The following is a 14,948-nucleotide window of genomic DNA, read 5'->3' as shown; positions in this document are numbered from 1 at the left end:
GTCTCCGAGCCGTCCCGGTCCACCAGCGCCGCCGACAGATCAAGACGGATCGACCTGTCCTCAGAACCCGATACATCGCGCGCAGCCACGGAAGGAGGGGCGGCGGCAATGTCGGCCGGCTCCTGCGGATCCGGCTTCAGGGTGCTGGGCGGCGTTACGACGGCAGAATCGTCAGGGGTGCCGGCAGATGCCGGCGATGTCACCTGCGTCGTCGTACTGTCCTGCTCCGTCGCGACATAGCTCGAGGAGGATCGTGCAATGTTAGCCCTGGATCTGATCGGAGGCGTCGGCGTCGCAGACAGCGACAAATCAACACCGGAGGGTCCCTCGTCCAGGATAACCGCAGGCCTAACCGGTGGTGCGAGATCCAAGGGCTTCAGCGGTTCGTCCTGGGGCGCCGGCGCCAGGTTCCATGCAAACGAGCCGATTTCGTGCGGCGTGACCGCGACGGCGCCGGACGGCCCGCCTCTCATCATGCCGAACGCAGCAACCGCTTCCGTTCCGCCCACCAGATTTCCGCTGGCGCCTCCATCGCCCATTGGGAGGCTGCGCTGCACCGCCCGCAGAGCGCGCATCGCCTCCTCGTCGACGACGCTGGCATCGAACGGGATGGTCGGATCGGGTTGCTGGCTCATGCGATCAGCGTCCTCAACGCTCGTGGAATGATGCCGCCATGGCGGAATAGATCGGCTTCAGCAGGTATTGCAGCACGGTCTTGTTGCCGGTGGTGATGTCGGCCTGGACCGTCATGCCGGGCACGAGCTGCGCCTTGCCGGAATCGCGGCCCACATGCTGCTGCTTGAGCGAGACACGCACGCGGTAATGTGGCTGCCGCTGCTCGTCGAGGAATGTGCCGGCGGAGACGCGCTCCACGACGCCTTCCACGGCACCATAGCGCGCATAGTCGAAGGCCTGCACCTTGACCCGCACGGGCTGGCCCACCGCGATGAACCCGATGTCGCGCGGCATGATCCGGACATCCGCTACAAGCGGGGCATCCTGCGGCATGACCTCGGCGATCAAGCCGCCGGGCGGCAAGACGGTGCCGGGGCGGTGAACGGCCAGACCGCGCAGCACGCCGGGAGCCGGCGCGCGCAGGAGCGTGCGCTCCGCGCGATCCTCCAGCTTGCGGACGACCTCCGCCGTTTCCGCAATCTCCAGCGCCACACGGGCGGCTTCCTGCCGGGCCTCGTCCACGGCGGCCGACTGCATCTCCGAAATGCGAGCTTCGGCCTCGGCCAGGCTGCGCAGCGCCGTGGCATGCTGGCCGTTCAGCCGCTCATGCTCGGCTTTCGTGCTCATCAGCAGACGCTGCGCCTCCAGAACCGCAAGCCGCGTGGTCAGTCCGTTGCGGGCGAGCTCCTCGCGGATGCCGAGCTCCCTGGCATGCAGCGCCACCTGCTCCTGCACGGCGGAGATCTGCCCCGAGAGGGTTGCCAGTTCGCTGCGCCGCTGCGCCACCTGTTCGTGGAGCACGGCGATCCGGTCGCTCAGGGAGCGCAGGCGCGCATCCAGCGCGGCGCGCTGGGGCGCGACGAAGAGACTGGAGGTCAGGCGCGGCATGGCGCTGCCCTCCCCGCTCGCATCGGCGACCGCGATGCTCGCGGTTCCTTCACGGCCACGCAGCTCCATCGCCGTCATGTTGCCCTCTGCCGCGGCCGTCAGGCGCTGCGACTGCAGCTGCAGGGATTCGAGGCGCAGACGGGCCTGCGACAGCTCGGCCTGGGCGGCCGCATCGTTCATGCGCAGCAGGGGCTGGTCGGCTTCGACAACATCGCCTTCATGAACCAGGACTTCTGTGACGATGCCGCCTTCGAAATGCTGCACCGGTGCCGGCGCTACCGTCGGAGCGAGATCCCCGACTCCGATGGCCACCTCCGGCACATGAGTGAGCGCGGCCCAGGCGAGGGTTGCGGACACCAGCAGGCCGGTGCCCAGAACCACGGCACGTTCCAGGCTGTGGATGCGCAGCTCCTCCAGGGCGAGCACGTGGCTGTCGGGCCGCGGCTGGCGGCTGGCGCGGGGCAGAGGTGCCGCATTGTGCCGGTCTGCCGCCGGCGGCGGGTTCTCGACGTTGGGGGCGTGTTTTGCGGCAGTGCTCATCAACCAACTCGGGGGCTGTTAGCGGCGGAAAGATTGGCGAAGGCCGCGTTCGCCAGCGGCACGCCCACGGGCGTGCGTGTCGGACGGGGGCTGGAAGGAGAAGCAGGCTGGTCCACCTCTTCGACCTGCCCGTCCCGCAGGCGCAGGACACGGTCGGCAAGCCGGATGTGGCTCGGCCTGTGCGTTGCCATGAGGATCGTGCAGCGTCCTCTGCGGGACGCGATCACATCCGTGAAAGCCTTGGCGCAGGCGTCGTCGAGGCCGGCGACGGGCTCATCGAGAAGCAGGATGGGCGCATCGCGCAGCAGGGCGCTGGCGAGCGCGATGCGCTGCAGGATGCTGCGGGGCAGACGGCCGCTGTGGTTATCGCCGACCCGCGTGTCGAAGCCCTGCGGCAGCGCCTCGATGGCCTCCAGGACGCCGGCTTCCGCGGCCGCGGCACGGAGCTGCTCGTCGGAAGCGCTGGGCCGGGCCAGGCGCAGGTTTTGGGCGATCGTCCCGTAGAGAAGCCCCGGCGATTGCGGCACCCAGCCGATGCTGCGCCGGAGAACGGCCGGGTTGAAGGAGCGCACGTCGTGTCCGTCGATGCGCACGAGGCCACCCTGCGGCCGGTACAGGCCTGCGATCAGCAGCAGCAGGGTCGACTTGCCCGTGCCCTCCGCGCCGGTGACCGCCACCACCTGGCCGGGCTGGATGGCGAAACTGGCACCGGCCAGCACAGGCTCGGATTGCGGCAGATAGCGCAGGGTCACGCGGTGAAAGACGACGGCTCCCTGCTCCGGCGGCGCCATGCGCGCCTCGAGCGGCGGCGGCCGTTCCGTTTCAAGAGCCATCAGCCCGTCCACCTGCCGGATCGACGCCTGGGTCTGCTCCCAACGCGAGAGCATCACGAAGCATGTCTGCATCGGGCCGAGAACCCGCCAGATCAGCATCATGCCGGCAATCAGCGCGCCTGCGGTCATCGTGCCGGAGAGCACCGAGAGCACGCCCAGGACCACTGCGGCCAGACCCGACAGGGTGACGAGCGCCTGGCTTGCGGCGAGAACCGAGCCCGTGAGGGTGCCGACCCGCGCCGAGGCTGCGGCGGCAGCGGCCGCAGCGGCGGCATAGCGGTCGATCCAGCGCTCTTCGGCTCCGCCGAGCTTCAGGGTGCGCACCGTTTCCAGCGCCTCGACGGCCAGGGCCTCCCGCGCCTGGTTGGCGCGAGCCGCCTGATCGATGGCCAGACGCATGGAGCCTCGGGAGATCCAGAACAGGACAACGAATCCGATGGCGGTCCCCACCGGCACGAGGGCGATCCATCCGCCGAGCACCACCATCAGCACGACTACGAGGAGCGTGAACGGCAGGTCCAGAAGGGCGACGGCGAAACTGCCGGTGAGAAACTCGCGGATCGCCGCGAAATCGCGCAGGCGGGACACCTGGGATGCGGTGCCGGCACGCTCAACGAGCGCTGTTGGCAGGGACAGCAGGTGCGTGAAGACGGCGCTCGGAACCAGCCGATCCAGGCGCTCCGCGATGCGCAGCAGGGCGCGCTGGCGGATGACGCGGAACAGGATCTCCAGCACGACCGCAGCGGCAGCGCCCAGTATCAGCATGGGCAGCGTTTCCGGGCTGTAGCCGGCGACCACCGTGTCGAAAACCGCCATGGTGAAAATCGGAACCGCAAGCCCGAGCACGGCCATCAACCCGCTGATGGCGAGCAAAGGCGGCAGAGATCCCCGGAACCGCCGGGCGATGCCGCTGAACCAGTTCTGACGGGACGAGGCGGCATTCGCCTCGGAGGCAAGGACAAGTGTGCCGCGCAGATTCTCCGGCGCACAGGGCTTCACATCGCCCGTGGCGCCATCGAACATCAGAACCTGTCCCGCCTCGTCGCGATAGACGACAGCAGCGGCCTTTCCGGGCGGCAGCAGGATGGCCGGCAGGCACCGCAGGTCGAGACCTCCCCGCTTGAGGCCCTGCATGCGCGTCGGGTATCCGAGAACCGCCAGCGTATTGCGCAGATCCGTGAGATCGATGTCGGGCTTCGCATGCGGAAGCGCCGAGAGGAGATCATCCGCGCTGCCCGACCACTCCATCAGCCACAGCAGAACCGGCAGACAGCGAGCCAGATCGGAAGGAGTCAGAAGGTCTTCCGACAATTGCACTGGAGCCTGGGGGCTGCAATCCGTCACGGAACTCATGACACGCGCTCCAGGGAGCCGTCACGGATCGCGAACACCCGGTCGGCGATGCCGAGCGTCGAAGGCCGGTGGGTGACGACGATGACCGTCACCTTGCCACGCAGACCGGCGAGGAGTTGGGCGAGCCGTGCATCACTGTCGCCGTCGATCTGGGATGTGATGTCGTCGAGCAGCAGGATGCGCGGCTCCTCGATCAGGGCCCGCACGACACCGATGCGCTGGGCCGCGCCGCGCGGCAGGGGCGTGGCCGCAACGCCGACCGGCGTGTGCCAATCGCCCGGCAATGCGCTGGCCACCTGGTCCAGACCCAGTTTCGTCGCAAGGCGAAGGGCGGCCGCCTCAAGGTGCGGCTGATGCATGGTGAGATTCTGCAGGAGCGTGCCGCGCACCAGGGCGGGATCGGGCGGCACCAGGGCGATCTGCCGTCGCGCCGGCCCCATCTCGACCTGCGAGAGATCCTGCCCGTCGATGGCGACCCTGCCTTCGGTGGGCTGCAGGTCACCGGCGATCAGCCGCAGCATGGCCGAGCGGCCGGAGCCATTGGCACCGGTGACGCCAATGATCTCCCCGGGCTTTGCCTCAAGGGTGAGGCCGTCGAACAGCCAATCCTTGTGGCGAGGATTGCGCAGCCGAACGTTGTCGAGAACCACGTGGCCGTTCGACACGTGGAGCGCCGGCCGGTCGAGATTGCGCTCCTGCGGGAGCAGGGCGATTTCAGCGACACGGCGCCGGCTCTCCGCAAGCGACTGAAGACGTGACCAGAGGGCGACGCCGCCGAGCAGGGGCTGCATCGTGCGCCCTACCAGCATGGTGCATGCGCCGAGGCCGCCGACACTGAGCTGCCCGTTCAGCACCATGTGGCAGCCGAAGGCCGCCACGCCGATGGTGGCGGCCTGGGCGAGCAATTGCCCGCCCTCCTGCCCGGCCGAGATGGCCTGCGCCAGGGTCCGGCGCATCTGTGCAGAGCCGCCCTGCAGGCGCTCGTAGCGGCGCTCGAGCAGGGGCTCGGCGCCGAGAACCTTCATGGGGTGGATGCAGCTCAGCGTGTCGAACAGAAAGTTGAAGCGGCGCTCCTCGGCGAGCGCGAGGTTCTGCGCCGCGCGGCGCACGCGCCGGCCTGTCAGAGCCGCGAGCAGGGCGACGCCGACCAGCAGGGCCAGCGGCACCAGCACGAGCGGGCCGGCGAGATACCAGATCCCGATGAGATAGAGCAGCGCGAACGGCAGATCGAGCATCGCCTGAAGGGCCGGGCCGGACCACGCCTCGCGCAGGGTGCCGATGGCGGAAAGACGCTCCGCGTAATAGCCGTTGCCGTTGGCTTCCAGGGCCGAGAGAGGCGCGTGGAGCAGGCACTCCATGGCCTGACGATGCGCCTGCGCCTCGGAGGTCGCCGCCATGCGGGCCAGAAGCCTGCCGCGCACGTGGCGGAGCAGCGCCTCCAGCACGATGGCCAGGGCCACCGTGATGGCGAGAACGACCAGCGTGCCGGTGGCCTTGTTCGGCAGGATCCTGTCATAGACCTGCAGCAGGGCGGCCGGCAGCGCCAGAGCCAGCAGGGTGATCAGCAGCGTCGCCTCGAGCACCGGCATGAAGAAGGCGATGCCGAAACGGCCGATCAATCCCCTGAAGGGGCGTGTCAGCCATGGGCCCGAGGATGCCGCCAAGGCCTCGGATGCGGCAGCAGACCTGTTCATAGCGCGACCTTTGGCCGTTCGGCCGTGGGGATGCAGAAGCTGCAGATTTTTTGGGGGTGCATACCGGGCTTTCACCGGTATGGCGGGGCGGCATCATGCCTTTGGCCGCGCGCCGCTCAGGGGCGCCGGCCAACCCGCCATGGATATGGCTTTTCGCTACCTTGAACTTTCACAATGCCGCTCGGGAAGTCAATGAATGGCTGCGCCTCGTTCGACTTACCGTTGGGTAAAGTTAACGAAGCATGCACTGGCCGTCGGATGCCGGAGCCTTCTTCAGAGGCGGCGCGAGCGCGTTTCTTGTGGCAAGCCCTGCCGATCTGGAATAATCCTTCGTGAGGCGCGGGGCGGGTCGGGCTGCGGGCACGAGGAACTCGACCTGTTGCGGGACGCCGCATCATCCCACTGGCATCAGGTGCGGCGAGCCCGCTTCCCTCTTGAGGATCTGTCTTGGACTGGGACAAAATCAGGCTCTTCTACGAGGTGGTCGAGGCGGGGAATTTCACCCGCGCCGGCGAGAAGCTCGGGGTCAACCAGTCGTCGGTGAGCCGCCAGATCAGCGCCCTCGAACACGACTTGAAGATCCCGCTGTTTCATCGCCATCCCCGAGGCCTCATCCTGACCGAACACGGAGAGGTGCTGTTCCGCGCAGCGCAGGACATCCGCCTGCGCCTGCAGGAGACCCGTCAGCGGCTCACGGAAACCAGCGAGCGGCCGGCCGGCGACCTCAGGGTCACGGCAACGGTCGGCATCGGGGGAATCTGGCTGGCGCGACGCATCACGGAGTTTCTCGATCTCTATCCCGACGTGCGCGTTCAGCTGACCTTGACGAGCGAGGAGCTGGATCTCGCCATGCGCGAGGCCGACATCGCCATCCGCCTGCGCCGCCCGGCGCAGCCGGACCTGATCCAGCGTCGCCTCTTCACGATCCAGTACCATGCCTATGCGGCCCACTCCTATCTCGAGCGCTGCGGAGAGCCCGAGCGCATCGAGGATCTTGACGATCACTCTCTCCTCTGCCTGGGAGGCGACCAGCCGGCCTTCATCCTGGACCTGCACCGGCTGAGCGGCCTCGGACGGGATCCCAAGAATCCCCGCCCGAGCCGCCTCGTGGTGAACGACAGCCTGGCCCTTCGCAAAGCCATCGAGAACGGCGCCGGCATCGGCATGGCGCCGGATTACGCCATGAGCGGCAATCCGGCAGTGAAGCAGGTTCTCCGGGACGTGCAGATGCCGACCCTCGACAGCTATCTCGTCTATCCGGAGGAGCTGCGGTCCGTTGCGCGGGTTCAGGTTTTTCGCGACTTCCTCGTCGCGAAGGCACAGCGGTGGGATTTCTGATCCGGCGAGTCTTTCGGGTTACATTCGCCGAGGCGGCTTGTGCGAAGGCGAGACCGCGCGCAACCTCATTTTCTCCACGATTCGGAGACTATTGGATTCTTCAAAAATCTTTTCTTTAAAAGGGGATTCGCCCGATGCCACGGCCCTTCCTTGCCGTTCTCGCCATTGCGCTTGGACTGCCCTTCCTGCTCCTGCTGGCCATCGTCTCGTCGGCGTCAGGCGTCAGCGCGAGCGTCTTCACGAGCGCGCTTGGACTCGTGATCATGTCGACTGTCCTGATGCTGGTTGTTTACGAGATCAAGCGGATCGCCGATCTGCCGCCGGATGCGCCCTGATCGCGGGCCTCAATCGACATAAGGCAAGCGCCGAGCGTGCTTGAGATTCCAGACTTCGGTGAGGAATCTCAAGCCGCTCGATCCGAATGCAATTTTCAGGCTGCGGCCCTGACCCGCTCGGGATGCTCCTCGGCCGTGGCGCGATCGAGCGCCATCAGAAGAACACCGATATCCTCGTCAAGGAGATTGATGGCATTGCGGGCATACTCGCGGAACTCCTCCCGCACCAATTCCGCCTCGCCATCCCATGAGAAGTCCTCGTGCTCGGCCTCAAAGAATGCACGAGCCACCAATTCGACCTGGTAATCCATATCTGCCCCACCGCATTTTTCAGGTATTTGTTCTTAGTTCGAACCTGGGGCGTCAGTACGCTTTTACTGGAGTTCTTATCCGGCGCACCATCAGGGTGATGTCAGGCTTAGCGCCGGTTCGGACTGATCCGCAACTCGCCACTTGGGCTACCCCGAAAGAGGTAGAGCACGCAGGATGCCCCACGTGCCCAATTCTGCTTAGGATCATGCTCCTGAAGGCTTCAGGCCGGTGAGGCAAGCCTCACTCGCCAGGGACCAGGGCGGCGGATTCCTGTGTCGAGCCGAAGTGACCGGCAGCCCACATGGCCGCCTGGGTCCTGTTCACGGCCTTCACCTTGCGCAGGATTGCCTTGATGTGAACCTTGACGGTCGCTTCCGCCACTCCGAGCTCGCGGGCGATCAGCTTGTTCGAGGCGCCCTGGGTCAGGCAGCGCAGAATCTGCGCCTCACGCTCCGACAGCTTGTTCATGAGCAGAGCCGGATCGTTGGCAGGCGAGAGGGAACCCATTCGGCTCACCACCCCCCCGGCATGGCTGCTTCGAATCTGGTCCAGCAGGTCCAGCCCGACCGATCCCGGAATGAAGGTTTCTCCGAGCATCACGAGTTCCAGAGCCTTGATGATGGCATGACGGTCCATCCTCGTCGTGCAGAACCCGTCCAGGCCCTCCTTGCAGATCTGAACGATGTCCTGCGGGTCCATCGTGTCTGCAAGGACGACGACGCGGGAATGGGGGTGTTGCTCCTTCAGCTCCTTCACCGTCTGGACATACTCGCAAGGGGAGCGTCCATCGCAGATCAGGAAGAGGACCGGCACGCCTTCCGGAAAGGTGGACAGGGGCGACAGGTCTCCGGTCTCCCCCGCAATGTCGAAGCGGGTGCCCGCAAGGATATGACTGATACCGGTCCGTAGAAGGATGTTCTGGCAAATGAGAACAGTGGTGACGTTCTGAAAAGGATCATGAGCGATGGGAAGGATTTGCTCTTTGTAGACAACGTTATGGCCCATGCTGGCTCTAGCCCCCTGGTGCGGTTCGTCGAAAGAATCGAGGATCATGGCGCCACCTATCCGAAATACGCAGGCTACAACCAAAAGGGCGGGAACCATGTCCAGGAAGCCGATCCGTTCGGATCAGGCGTGGCGATAACGAGGGTAAGAAGATTTAGTTCCTCTTCCTGAACGTCACCAAAGAGGTAACCCCTCCTATCATGAGTAACCTTATGACGCTTCCTCACATGTTGATCGATTTGTAAAGTGAAGCTTGGCCATATGCGACACAATAAGCTTATCCATTACTTCGGACGGCTACTGCATTCACATAACTTAGCGTCTGCTTCGACGATGCTCGGCTCAGCATTCGCATCAACTGTTCTTCCGGCACGGCCTTCGAGAACAGAAAGCCCTGCATCTCATTACAGCCCGCCGTATCCAGAAAACTTCGTTGTGTTTCCGTCTCGACGCCTTCTGCCGTGACGGTGACCGACATGGCGTGCCCGAGGGCCACGATTGCTTTGATGAGGTTGGCGGCCTTGCCGCCCTGCCCCAGGCTCTGGGTGAACGACCGGTCGATCTTGATCTTGTCCACCTCGAAGCGGTGAAGGTAGCCCAGGCTCGAATAGCCGGTGCCGAAATCGTCCAGGGCAATGCGGAAGCCTGCCTCTCGCAATCTCCGAAGCGCATCGGTGGTCCTGCCGTCCTCCTCAAGGAGAACCCCTTCCGTCACTTCGAGCTCGATGCGGTGAGGATGCCCACCGCATTCGCGCACGATGGCGATGAGGCGGTCGGCGAAGTCGCTCGACCGGAATTGAACCGGCGAGAGATTGACGGAGACGAAGAGGTCGGGCCAGCGCCGGGAGGCCGTGCAGGCCTGACGCAGGATCCATTCTCCGAGCGGAACGATCAGGCGTGTCTGCTCCGCCACGGGGATGAACTGGCTGGGCTGGATGTAGCCGCGGGTCGGGTGATGCCAGCGGGCAAGGGCCTCCACCCCTACGACAACACCGCTCTGCGAGATCTGCGGCTGGTAGGCGACCTCGATCCCCTCCCCGGTCGCGAGCGCCGCCCGGAGGTCCTCTTCGATGATTCTGGAGACGTTGATGGTCTCGTCCATCTCCGGCGTGAAGAGGCGGTAGCAGTTCCGTCCTTCGCCCTTGGCACGGTAGAGAGCGATATCGGCCTTGCGCAGGAGCTCGATACGATCCAGGCCCGCGTCCGGAGCCAGCACGAGCCCGATGCTGGCGCCGACGAAGATCTGATTGCCGAGAACCTCATAGGACTGCTCCGATGCCGCAAGAATACGCTCGCACAGGGCCTGCGGCGCATCGGTGCCCGACTTGAACGTCTGGACGATGGCGAATTCGTCTCCGCCCAATCGGGTGACGGTGACGTCGCCGTCCACCAGCTTCGACAGCCGGATCGCAAATTCCTGGATGAGGCTGTCGCCTGCATGGTGGCCGAGCGTGTCGTTCACATGCTTGAAGCGATCCAGGTCGAGCATCATCACGGCAACCTGCTCGCCGTCCTGCATCCGGGCAATCGCATGATTGAGCCGGTCCGTGAACAGGGCGCGGTTGGGCAGACCTGTCAGAACATCGTGAAAGGCCAGGTGATGGGCCTGCGCCTCGCTGGCTTTCAGCTCGAGGACCGTTCTCTCCAGCGCGGTCGTGGATTGCCTCAGGCGACGGACCAAAGCGCCCAGCAGGAGAAGGATCATCACGGCCGCCGCGGCCATCACCGGGCCGATCGACCTGAGAACGCGATCGCCCGGCAGTTCCGGGTTCCAGATGAAGTAGCCGATATGCTTGCCGACATCCGATTTCACGGGCACCGAAACCTCGCCCAGCTCGGGGGTGTCGGTGGCCGAGAAACGCAGACCGTCGATCAGGTTTCGCTCGGCAAGCTGCGTGATGAAACTCCCGTCGAGGAAGCGGATGCTGAGCAAAAGGAACTCCCTTCCATGAGGATAGGGAACATCCTCGGATTCAGGGATGATCTTCATGAGGCTGACCGCCGCCGGCCGGCCGTTGAGCTCGAGCATGTGAGCGTCGTGCACAGCCTGACCGGTCTTCAGGTAGGGTGCATCCGCAAGGTTCTCGACATGCTGACGATGCTGAGAGCCCGGCGCTCCCCTGATCCCTGCCACAAGGTCGCTGACGCTTGCCCTGACGCGCTCGTATTCCTCCGCGGGCACGCGGCTGTCGCCGACGGTCGCTACGAGCGGCTCGTTGCGCTCGTCGAGAATATAGATTTCATCCTGTCCGAAGGTCTTGTTGAGCCAGACGCCGAAATTGGCATCGACCCATTTGAGGTCCAGGGGCCTCTTGTTGAGCTCCACCACGGCGTCGTCCCAGATGGCGACCATTTCCTGCTGCTGGGCGAGTTCCTGAACGGCGGCCCGTATGCTGGCCTCCGTTGTGAGGAGCTGACGTTCGGCGGAGATATCGTTGCTCTTGTCGACAGCCCAGAGAATCGCGCCCGCTCCCATCGTCAGGGTCGTGAAGGCCACCAGGACGACAGGCAGCAGAACGCCGCGAACGAAGGGCCATTCTGCGCGGTCGGACGACGGAATCTTACTCAACATGGCCGCACCGGAACGCCTCAGGACCTCGAACGAGCGCGGAACGCCGAACGATCGACCTCAGGCAAATGGATTTTGGGAACGAACCTGCCGGACTCTCACCGACCTGGCAGGAGGGCATCATGCCTTTGAGCGGCGCATGAACGTGGGCGCGAACTCAACCTGCCACAGGAGCTGTTGTAAAGGCGATAGTTTCTATGGCCGGAGCCAAAAATCAACGAAATAATGCACGCGATCCCATGCTTCGGGATTTAGAGTTAACGTTTCTTTTGAAGCTTTCGCTCCGCACAGGAGATTTGGCTTCACAGGCAATATTCTCCTCGGGCAGGAAACCTGATCGCCGAGTCGGTCGGTCTCCTCGACCTGACGGCTCATTCCGGCTGCGCGTGATCTTCCAGCGCCTGAATCAACTCCAGGCACTTCTCGGCCACGACGGCCGAGACCTTCGGGTCTCCATGATGATGGCGCATGGCGACCGCGTTGGCCTGCTCGAACAGGTCCGTGAGGTTGCCTGAGATGAACGGGCGGGAACTCGGGAAGTCGAAGCTCCGGCTCTCTGAGTGAACCCTGGCTCGTGACGTCCGCTTCGGCTCGAAAAGAGTCAGCACCTCGCACCGTTCGGCGATCTTCTTGAGATCCTTGAAGGCGATGATCTCGGCCATGTCCAGACTCCTACGCAACGAACTTGCCTGTGCTCTTAACGCTTTTGCCGCGCAAAAGTCATGCGCCGTCACGTGAAAATTTACAGAGTTAACGGCAGCCGTTCCACGTCAGAGTCACGCGCGTGGGGCCTCGTACCCAACCCTTACGGATTAGGAGCGATGTCGCCGCTCCAGATCATGTCGTCGAAGGAACGTCTCGAGGTCCTGCCGGATCAGCGCTCCCAGGAATGCCGCGGCCCCACCGGTCGGCTTGCACCGTCGATGCTCAGGGCACCCGGGCCGGTAAAGACGAGCAGGAGAAACACGAAGCAGAACAGGATGGACGCATCGCCCCCGTTCAGCACGGGGTAGAAGCTCTGGGGAGCATGGAACATCCAGTAGGCGACGGCCATCTCGCCGGCGAGCACGAAGGCGACGGGTCGGGTGAACAGCCCCACCAGGATCAGCAGGCCGCCGACGAATTCAAGGATGGCCCCGATGCCGAAAAGGGACAGGAGTTCCGGCATGCCGCTCTCCGGAGGCGCCGGGAAGCCGAACAGCTTCTGCGTTCCATGCGCCATGAAGAGCAGCGCCGTGACGATCCTGAGAGCGGCCAGGGCATAGGGTGACCAGCGGTCGAGAGTGGACGACATCTGCGGGAGATCCTTCTGAACGCCGCCAGCCATGACGGTGCGAGCCAACATGCCGCCGATATAAAGCACGAGGCCGGAAGGAGAAGCCCGTTCCGCATGTCCTTCCACCGTCATGCAGTGACAGCAGGCACAGACGTTCCACATGGAATTCACGTTAAATTGAGGGCCGCCTAACCTTTTCGACGGTCGTCAAACCTTGCCTGCCGGAGGTTTCCCGCCAGCTTCTTGCGTCTGGCGAACGGAGGCGGAGATGGATCGAAAGCTCCTTGTGGCTCTCGCGGCTGTCATCACGGGCCTGTGGCTGTGGCCGCCCGGCGCGCGGGCGGAGACCGAGGTCGATGTCGCGCTGGTGCTGGCCGTCGACGTGTCCCGCTCCATGGATCCCGATGAGCAGGAGCTCCAGCGCCAGGGCTTCATGGAGGCCTTCCGTTCGCCGCAGGTCCACGATGCCATCCGCAACGGCATGGTGGGTCGGATCATCGTCACCTATGTGGAATGGTCGGGCGTGGAGTATCAGAACGTCATCGTGCCCTGGACGATCATCGACGGTCCCGAGAGCGCTCTGAAATTCGCCGACGGTCTGGGCAGCACCCCTATCGGCCGCATCCGGAGAACCTCGATCTCCGGTGCCATCGATTTCGGCGTGAAGCTGCTGGACCAGACCGGCGTCGAGCCGATGCGCAGGGTCATCGACATCTCGGGAGACGGACCCAACAGCAGCGGCCGGGGCGTCGTGGCGGCCAGGGACGAGGCCGTTGCCAAGGGCATCACCATCAACGGGTTGCCCATCATGCTCAAGCGGCCGAGCGGCTTCGGCGACATGGAGCATCTCGACCTCTACTACAAGAACTGCGTCATCGGCGGCGAAGGCTCGTTCATCGTGCCGGTGCGGGAGCGCCAGCACTTCGCCGATGCGATCCGGACCAAGATCATCCGCGAGATCGCAGCGCTGCCGGCGCAGCCGACGATCCAGAAGGTCCAGGCCGAGCCGTCCGTGAGCTGTACCGAGGGCGAGCAGCGCATGTACCGCTGGGACCGCAACTGAGGCGGTCCCAGCGGTCGGCCAGTCATTCCAGGGTGATGTTGGCCGCCCTGATCACCTTCTCCCATTTGGCGCCTTCCTCCTGCATGTAGGCTGCCATCTCGGCAGGCGAGCTCTGGAGCACGTCGATTCCGGCGCCGGTCAGCTTGTCGCGGATGTCCTGCCGCGCGACCACGCGCCGGTACGTGTCGTTGAGCTTGGAGACGATCTCGGGCGACAGGCCCGCCGGTCCCACGAAGCCCTGCCAGGCCCAGGCCTCAAAGCCTGGGAAGTCGGCCGCCACGGGCGGCACGCCGGGCAGCCCGGCGAACTCCTTCGGAGAGGCCACGGCGATGGCCTTGATGGGGCCGGAGAGCTGCGAGCGGGCGGTGGCGAAGTCGATGAACATCATATCGATCTGCCCGGCCACCAGGTCCTGCACGGCGGGGGCGGCGCCGCGATACGGCACATGGGTGAGCTTGATGCCGGCATCCTGCGCGAGCAGCTCCGTCGCCAGGTGGAATGGGCTGCCCAGGCCGGGGGTCGCATAGTTGATCCGCCCTGGCGTCTTCTTCGCCTCGGCGATCAGCTCCTGAACGGAGTTCACCGGCAGCTTGTTCGTGTTGACGAGCAGCACGAGCGCGAAGCGGCCCGTCAGGGAAATTGGGCTGAAATCCTTGTACGGATCGAAGGAGAGCTTCCGGTAGAGGGAGCGGTTCGTCGCGAAGGTCGCCGAGTCGCCCAGGAGCAGCGTGTAGCCGTCGGGCTCCGCCCGGGCAACGGCCTCGGCCCCGATATTGGTGCCGGCCCCCGGCCGGTTCTCGATGACGAATTGCTGGCCCAGTTCCTCTCCCATGGCGCCGAAGACGAGCCGCGCGAAGAAATCCGTTCCGCCGCCGGCCGCATAGGGAACGATGACCCGCACGGGCCGCGTCGGATAATCCGCCTGGGCGAAGACGCGCGACGGCAAGTGGGCCGCGGCCGCGGAGGCAGCCAACGTTGCGAGGAGGCTGCGGCGGGTCTGGTTCATGGCGTTCTCCCGGATTGTCTTGTTGCGCTCGCGCTTCAGGCGCACGGCTGGACATAGGGAG

13 protein-coding genes are annotated in these 14,948 nt (G+C 64.9%); 3 read left to right on the top strand and 10 right to left on the bottom strand.

Going from position 1 to position 14,948, the window contains the following annotated elements; genetic code table 11:
- The 4 genes from JAO75_RS07900 to JAO75_RS07885 form a co-directional block, all read right to left on the bottom strand.
- Window positions 1-635 (bottom strand): hypothetical protein (locus tag JAO75_RS07900; protein WP_199048088.1); only part of this gene is annotated, 635 nt, incomplete at its 3' end.
- Between the two features lie 13 nt (window positions 636-648).
- On the bottom strand, window positions 649-2,103 hold the full coding sequence (locus tag JAO75_RS07895) for an HlyD family type I secretion periplasmic adaptor subunit (protein WP_199048087.1): 1,455 nt from the start codon (window positions 2,101-2,103) through the stop codon (window positions 649-651).
- On the bottom strand, window positions 2,103-4,289 hold the full coding sequence (locus JAO75_RS07890) for a peptidase domain-containing ABC transporter (RefSeq protein WP_199048086.1): 2,187 nt from the start codon (window positions 4,287-4,289) through the stop codon (window positions 2,103-2,105). The genes JAO75_RS07895 and JAO75_RS07890 overlap by 1 nt, the downstream gene beginning before the upstream one ends.
- A complete protein-coding gene (locus tag JAO75_RS07885; protein WP_199048084.1) occupies window positions 4,286-5,983 on the bottom strand; it encodes a peptidase domain-containing ABC transporter in 1,698 nt (565 codons plus the stop codon). Before JAO75_RS07885 ends, JAO75_RS07890 begins: the two co-directional genes overlap by 4 nt.
- Window positions 5,984-6,430: 447 nt before the next feature.
- Between JAO75_RS07885 and JAO75_RS07880 the strand changes: the two genes are divergently transcribed.
- On the top strand, window positions 6,431-7,321 hold the full coding sequence (locus JAO75_RS07880; RefSeq protein ID WP_199048078.1) for a LysR family transcriptional regulator: 891 nt from the start codon (window positions 6,431-6,433) through the stop codon (window positions 7,319-7,321).
- A gap of 134 nt (window positions 7,322-7,455) precedes the next feature.
- Window positions 7,456-7,656, top strand: coding sequence for a hypothetical protein (locus tag JAO75_RS07875; protein ID WP_199048076.1), 201 nt, complete (start codon window positions 7,456-7,458; stop codon window positions 7,654-7,656).
- Between the two features lie 95 nt (window positions 7,657-7,751).
- Here JAO75_RS07875 and JAO75_RS07870 read toward each other — a convergent pair whose 3' ends face one another.
- The 5 genes from JAO75_RS07870 to JAO75_RS07850 form a co-directional block, all read right to left on the bottom strand.
- Window positions 7,752-7,946: a hypothetical protein gene (locus JAO75_RS07870; protein WP_343234571.1), complete on the bottom strand. Its 195-nt coding sequence runs from the start codon at window positions 7,944-7,946 to the stop codon at window positions 7,752-7,754.
- A gap of 262 nt (window positions 7,947-8,208) precedes the next feature.
- Window positions 8,209-8,973, bottom strand: a complete 765-nt coding sequence (locus JAO75_RS07865; RefSeq protein ID WP_199048072.1) for a LuxR C-terminal-related transcriptional regulator — start codon at window positions 8,971-8,973, stop codon at window positions 8,209-8,211.
- Between the two features lie 277 nt (window positions 8,974-9,250).
- Window positions 9,251-11,545 carry a bifunctional diguanylate cyclase/phosphodiesterase gene (locus JAO75_RS07860; RefSeq protein WP_199048070.1) on the bottom strand — a complete coding sequence of 765 codons (2,295 nt, stop codon included), beginning with the start codon at window positions 11,543-11,545 and terminating at the stop codon, window positions 9,251-9,253.
- A gap of 368 nt (window positions 11,546-11,913) precedes the next feature.
- Window positions 11,914-12,204, bottom strand: a complete 291-nt coding sequence (locus JAO75_RS07855) for a hypothetical protein (protein ID WP_199048068.1) — start codon at window positions 12,202-12,204, stop codon at window positions 11,914-11,916.
- A gap of 212 nt (window positions 12,205-12,416) precedes the next feature.
- Complete coding sequence (locus JAO75_RS07850) at window positions 12,417-12,836, bottom strand: DoxX family protein (RefSeq protein ID WP_199048108.1); 420 nt, start codon at window positions 12,834-12,836, stop codon at window positions 12,417-12,419.
- Between the two features lie 250 nt (window positions 12,837-13,086).
- Here JAO75_RS07850 and JAO75_RS07845 point away from each other — a divergent pair, with 250 nt between their 5' ends.
- Window positions 13,087-13,881, top strand: coding sequence for a DUF1194 domain-containing protein (locus JAO75_RS07845; RefSeq protein WP_199048066.1), 795 nt, complete (start codon window positions 13,087-13,089; stop codon window positions 13,879-13,881).
- Window positions 13,882-13,903: 22 nt separating this feature from the next.
- Here JAO75_RS07845 and JAO75_RS07840 read toward each other — a convergent pair whose 3' ends face one another.
- On the bottom strand, window positions 13,904-14,887 hold the full coding sequence (locus JAO75_RS07840) for a Bug family tripartite tricarboxylate transporter substrate binding protein (RefSeq protein WP_199048064.1): 984 nt from the start codon (window positions 14,885-14,887) through the stop codon (window positions 13,904-13,906).
- Between the last annotated feature and the right edge of the window lie 61 nt (window positions 14,888-14,948).

It is taken from the genome of Microvirga splendida, from assembly GCF_016427565.1.
Lineage (GTDB): Bacteria > Pseudomonadota > Alphaproteobacteria > Rhizobiales > Beijerinckiaceae > Microvirga > Microvirga splendida.
This window is presented reverse-complemented; position numbering and strand designations above follow the sequence as displayed.

Coding starts and splice junctions, on each gene's coding strand:
- JAO75_RS07895 (WP_199048087.1), bottom strand. CDS start 2,103: ATGAGCACTGCCGCAAAACACGCCCCCAACGTCGAGAACCCGCCGCCG.
- JAO75_RS07890 (WP_199048086.1), bottom strand. CDS start 4,289: ATGAGTTCCGTGACGGATTGCAGCCCCCAGGCTCCAGTGCAATTGTCG.
- JAO75_RS07885 (WP_199048084.1), bottom strand. CDS start 5,983: ATGAACAGGTCTGCTGCCGCATCCGAGGCCTTGGCGGCATCCTCGGGC.
- JAO75_RS07875 (WP_199048076.1), top strand. CDS start 7,456: ATGCCACGGCCCTTCCTTGCCGTTCTCGCCATTGCGCTTGGACTGCCC.
- JAO75_RS07865 (WP_199048072.1), bottom strand. CDS start 8,973: ATGGGCCATAACGTTGTCTACAAAGAGCAAATCCTTCCCATCGCTCAT.
- JAO75_RS07860 (WP_199048070.1), bottom strand. CDS start 11,545: ATGTTGAGTAAGATTCCGTCGTCCGACCGCGCAGAATGGCCCTTCGTT.
- JAO75_RS07855 (WP_199048068.1), bottom strand. CDS start 12,204: ATGGCCGAGATCATCGCCTTCAAGGATCTCAAGAAGATCGCCGAACGG.
- JAO75_RS07850 (WP_199048108.1), bottom strand. CDS start 12,836: ATGTCGTCCACTCTCGACCGCTGGTCACCCTATGCCCTGGCCGCTCTC.
- JAO75_RS07845 (WP_199048066.1), top strand. CDS start 13,087: ATGGATCGAAAGCTCCTTGTGGCTCTCGCGGCTGTCATCACGGGCCTG.
- JAO75_RS07840 (WP_199048064.1), bottom strand. CDS start 14,887: ATGAACCAGACCCGCCGCAGCCTCCTCGCAACGTTGGCTGCCTCCGCG.